The 4,763-nt window shown below is 73.6% G+C and carries 4 protein-coding genes; all 4 read left to right on the top strand.

What is annotated here, in order from left to right; translation table 11 throughout:
* Window positions 1-49 precede the first annotated feature (49 nt).
* A complete protein-coding gene (locus RIF89_RS11000) occupies window positions 50-1,636 on the top strand; it encodes a MoxR family ATPase (protein WP_309069156.1) in 1,587 nt (528 codons plus the stop codon).
* A 13-nt stretch (window positions 1,637-1,649) separates the two neighbouring features.
* On the top strand, window positions 1,650-2,291 hold the full coding sequence (locus RIF89_RS11005) for a potassium transporter Kef (RefSeq protein ID WP_309069157.1): 642 nt from the start codon (window positions 1,650-1,652) through the stop codon (window positions 2,289-2,291).
* Window positions 2,288-4,213, top strand: a complete 1,926-nt coding sequence (locus RIF89_RS11010) for a VWA domain-containing protein (RefSeq protein ID WP_309069158.1) — start codon at window positions 2,288-2,290, stop codon at window positions 4,211-4,213. Before RIF89_RS11005 ends, RIF89_RS11010 begins: the two co-directional genes overlap by 4 nt.
* Window positions 4,210-4,763 (top strand): hypothetical protein (locus RIF89_RS11015; protein WP_309069159.1); only part of this gene is annotated, 554 nt, incomplete at its 3' end. The genes RIF89_RS11010 and RIF89_RS11015, both read left to right, overlap by 4 nt.

Consider the following 4,763-nt stretch of genomic DNA (forward strand, 5'->3'; position numbering starts at 1 on the left):
TCGGCCGCGACATCGGCCGAGAGATCGTCCGAGAGAGGGAGAGCAGCACATGACCCGTGCGACCTACCAGGATCCCGCGCGCTGGAGCCGCACCTCGCAGTCGCCCACCCGTCCGGTCTCGCCGGACCCGGACGCGAGATACACGGCGGACGATCTCTTCGCCGCGGCGCCGCCGGTGGAGACCGCGCTCGACGAGAAGCTCCGCCGCGCATACTTCTGGCTCGTCAACCGCGCGGTGATCTCCCCCTACTACGACGTGGAGTTCGGGCTGGCGCGCGCGACCCGCTTCTCGCTCGGCGACGCGAACGCCGAGCTCGTGCTGCCCGCCGAGCAGTCGTACTCCTCGAACGCGCTGCTGCCGCTGCTGACCTTCGCCGTCGGCGGGCGCTGTCTGCTCATCGGGGGGCCGGGCCGAGGCAAGACCACGCTGGCCGTGCTCATGGGCGTGCTCGCGGGCCAGTCCCCCGCCGACGTGCGCCGCGACGTCCAGCAAGGTCAGCCCCAGATGACGATCAGCGACCTCGTCGGCATGCCCCTTCCACGCGACCTCGTGAACGCCGACTCGCTCGACGGGATCCGCATCGCGTGGCGCCGGTGGCTGGATGCGCCCGTGAAGATCGTCGACGAGTACAACCGGATCCCCACCAAGACGCAGTCGGCGCTGCTCACGATGGTCGCCGAGGGCTACGTCGAAAGCCACGACCAGATGCACCGCACCACGCCTCCCGGCGGCATCGACAGCTGGTACTTCACGGCGAACGACGACGCTGGCGGCGGCACCTTCCCCGTGATCCAGGCGCTCAAGGACCGGATGGATGTCACCGTCCAGTCCCTGGGCTTCAACAGCCGCTTCTTCGACGAGCTCGTCACGCGCGTGGAGGCCGGCGAACGCCCCGAGGACCACGTGCCTGCGGAGCTCGTCTTCAGCCCCGACGACCGGATCCGGATGCGGGCGGCGATCCGCGCCACGCCCCTGCCGCCGGCCCTGCGCCGCGAGATCGAGTTCTTCGTGTCGCAGTTCGAGTTCGCGCAGCACGGCGGCCGCATGTTCGAGTACCGCACGAAGGACGTCGTCGCGACCTCCGGCGGGGATGTCGCGGAGGTCATCGGCGCGAACAGCGGCGCAGATCTGCAGGTCGACCCCGGCGCGCAGACCCTCGGCTCCGTCTCTCCCCGCGCACTGCAGACGCTGATCCTGTACGCGAAGGCGTGCGCCTGGTTCCGCGGCCAGAAGGCCGTCTCGCGCGAGGACGTGCGCGCCATGGTGCCGTTCGCGCTGCGCGGCAAGCTGCGGCCCAACCTGCAGCACCCGCGGTTCGACGCGGGCAGCGACCGCGAGCTCGCGACGGATCACGCGAGCTGGCTGCTCGACCTGTTCGACGCGGCGAGCGCGGAGCATCGCCGGCTCGGCGGCGACCGTCCCGACGCGACCGCGGTGCTGCTCGAGCAGTTCGGCGACGGACTGGACGGCCTCGACGCCCTCGCCGTCTCGCAGCGGGTGACGGCCGTGGAGGCGCGCATCGCGCAGATCGCCGCGACCGGGAAGCTCTACGGCCGTGATTTCGACGAGCTCGTCGCGCTGAAGTATCTGCACCAGCGGTACACGAACTACCTGCGCTGGCTGGAGGCACGATGACGGGACACGAGCGGTGATCGCGCGGCCGGGCCACGCGATCGACGCCGACCAGGCGCCGACCGCATCGCTTCCGACCGGATACGACGTGGATCTGCACGCGGCCGGCGCGCGCGTCGTCGCATGGGGCGGGAACGCCACGCGCTTCGCCGACTCCCTGGGTCGCGGCGTGGCAGCCGTGCCCGACCTCGCCCCCGCCGAGATCGTCACCCTCGGCGCGGTCGCCGGCTGGCGTGCGGGTGTGCTGGGCCTGCGGGACGACGCGCTGGCGCGCATGGCGTCCGCGACCGGGCCGCTCGCCATGGCATGCGCGGCCGCCCTGCGCCTGCGGCCGGACGAGCTGGCCTCCACCGTCGCGGGCCAGCGGCAGGATCGCTTCTGGTGGCCCGGCGCGACCTCCCGGTCGGTCGTCGCGCGGGTGGGCGGGTTCCGGGGCCTCGGCGGCCCGTGGGACCTGCCGCCGCGGGATCCGCAGCCGATCGCCGCCGGCGCCTGGACCGTGCGAGTCGGTGATGCGCGCATCGCGATCGAGGCCGACGTGTTCGGCCACCGCGTCGCCGGGCACGACGAGCACCGGTCCGCGTCGGACGATCCCGGCTGGGCCGATCTCGAGGCACCGGGCGGCACGCACCTCGCGACGATCCGGAGGTCGCGATGACCGCCGCCGCGGCCTGGGAGGCGGCGCAGGAACTCTGGAGCGTCCGGATGCATCCGCCGGTCGCCAAGCCGGACGCGCACGAGGCCTCCTTCGCCTGGTTCGGCTTCCCGGCCGAGATCTCGTACGACCCGGTCGCGCTCGACCGGGTCGGCTGCGCGGCATTCCTGGGGAGCGTGTTCGCCCACGAGCTCGGCCACCACGCGCTCGCCCCGAGCACCCGCATCGACGCGCTGAAGATCCGCTATCAGGTCGCCCGCGCGCTCACGGCGAGCGATCCGCTGGGCGCCGTCGACGTCGCGGCTCAGGCGCCGCGGTACGCCAACATCTGGTCGGACATGCTCATCAACGCGCGCATCACGCGCGCCCAGCGTGCCGACCATCCCGACCGCGAGCCCGAGATGATCCGGATGTGGCGCGTGCTGTCCGCGCCGATGATCGCGCAGGGCGACGCCGGCGCGGAGACGGGGCCCGCGTGGTGGGTCGTCATGCGCGCGTACGAGATGCTCTGGTCGCTGCCGGCGGGCTCCCTGTGCGTGTCCGAACCCCCGCACGGCCTGCGCGATGCGGCGCGGGCGGCGGCCGAGGAGGCGCGGAACCTGGGCGAGGTGGATCCCGCCGACATCCGGCTTCCCACGGGCTTCGGCAGCCGGTATCGCGGCAACTACGAGGAGGCCGAGCGGCGGAGGCGGGCCGCGGAGATCAATCGCGAGCGGGCGGAGGCGCAGGTGCATCCGGCGCTGTCCCTCGACCCCGAGCTCGACGCGCGCTTCCTCGCCGACACCGTGCGCGCGTTCGGCACGGATCCCATCTCCGGCGCCCTCCCTTTCGGCATGATCCTCGGCCCGTACGTCTCCGCCCTGCACGCCGCGGGCGCGGTGGACTCCGCGTTCGGGCCCGCCGGCGGGATCGGCGGATGCTCCGAGGAGCAGGGCGCCGCCGCGACCGCGGAGGAACTCGAACGGGTCCTCGCCGACGGCCGCCTGCGCGAGACGCCGCTGCATCCGTCGCTGACGCTCGCCGACGCGGGATCCGTCCCGGATGTGCCGGACGTGGAACGCCAGGCGGGCCAGGGCTTCGGCCTCGCGCAGACGCTCGCGCTGTTCTCCGCATCCGAGCGCGCCGCGGTGCTCGCCGCCTGGTATCAGAGCGAGGCCGCGCCCTTCGCCGCGCCCCTCAGCGCACCGCGCGCCGTTCCCTCGCGAAAAGACCTGCTGGGCGCGCTCGAGACGTGGGAGGTGGGCGACGACCTCGCCGACCTCGATTGGCCGGGCACGCTCGCGCGCGGCGCCACGATGATCCCCGGTGTGACGACGCGGCGACGCGACCTGCTGCCGGACGATCCGGTGCACGAGAAACGGCCCGTGACCCTCGATCTGTACGTCGACGCGTCCGGATCCATGCCGCATCCGGACCGCGGATCGCCCGCCGTGCTCGCGGGAATGATCCTCGTCCAGTCGGTGCTGCGCGGCGGCGGTCGCGTGCGCGTCACCTCCTTCTCGAGCCCCGGACAGGTCGCCTCGTTCGAGGAGTTCACGCGCGACCGCATGCAGATCACCGGGACGCTGTGCACGTTCTTCGCGGGAGGCACGGTTTTCCCGCTCGACCTGCTGGCGTCGCGCTACCTCTCCGACCGCACCGCTGTCCGCCGCGGCGAGCGCCGCCACCTGGTGGTGCTGAGCGACAGCGGCGTCGCGAGCTTCTTCGGCGCATGGCAGGACCGGTACGCGGACGTCGCGCCGCGGACGCTGCCCCTGCTGGCGAGCGGCACGCTCGTCGTGGTGCCCGACGCCTGGTCGCGGAAGCAGGGCTACGGTGCCGACGACACCGGATACGAGGTCATGGAGATCCAGCAGATGACCGACGCCCCGGCGGTGTGCGCGCGACTTGCGCGCCGGATCATGCACGCGGGGGCGGCGGCGTGACCGGCATCGAGCAGAGCGGTCTCGCCGCGTGGGCGGCGCTGGAGCACGACGAGGAAGCGATCTGGTCCGCCCACGCGGGGCTCGTGCCCGGCCCCTCCGTCGAGGAGCTCGCAGCGCGGCTGTCCGCTGCGCCGCGCGCGTTCCTGCCGCAGCCGGGCGTACCCCTTCCCGATGTGGCGGCCGTCGCGCGCGACGTGTTCGAGGACACTCCGGACCGCGGGGCTGCGGCGGTCGCCGCCGCCCGGCTCATCGCCGGCCACGGCGACCGGGCCCGCACCGGTGCGCTGCTCGGGATGTGGCTGTTCGCGTCGCCCGACCTCGTGGGGCCGCTGTCGGCGCCGCTGCGCACGGATCGCGCCGCCCGGGCGCTGCAGGCGCTCGCGCTGCGGCTCGCGGGCATCCGGGATCCCTCGGCCTGGGTGTCCGACGCCGAGCGGCGTGAAGAGGCCGTGCGCCTCCTGCTGCTGTGGGCCGGCATGCTGCCCGCGGGCGAATCGGTCGCGGACGCGCGCACGCGCTTCGACCTGCTGGACTCGGTGCAGCGCGACGC

It is taken from the genome of Microbacterium sp., from assembly GCF_031178525.1.
Lineage (GTDB): Bacteria > Actinomycetota > Actinomycetes > Actinomycetales > Microbacteriaceae > Microbacterium.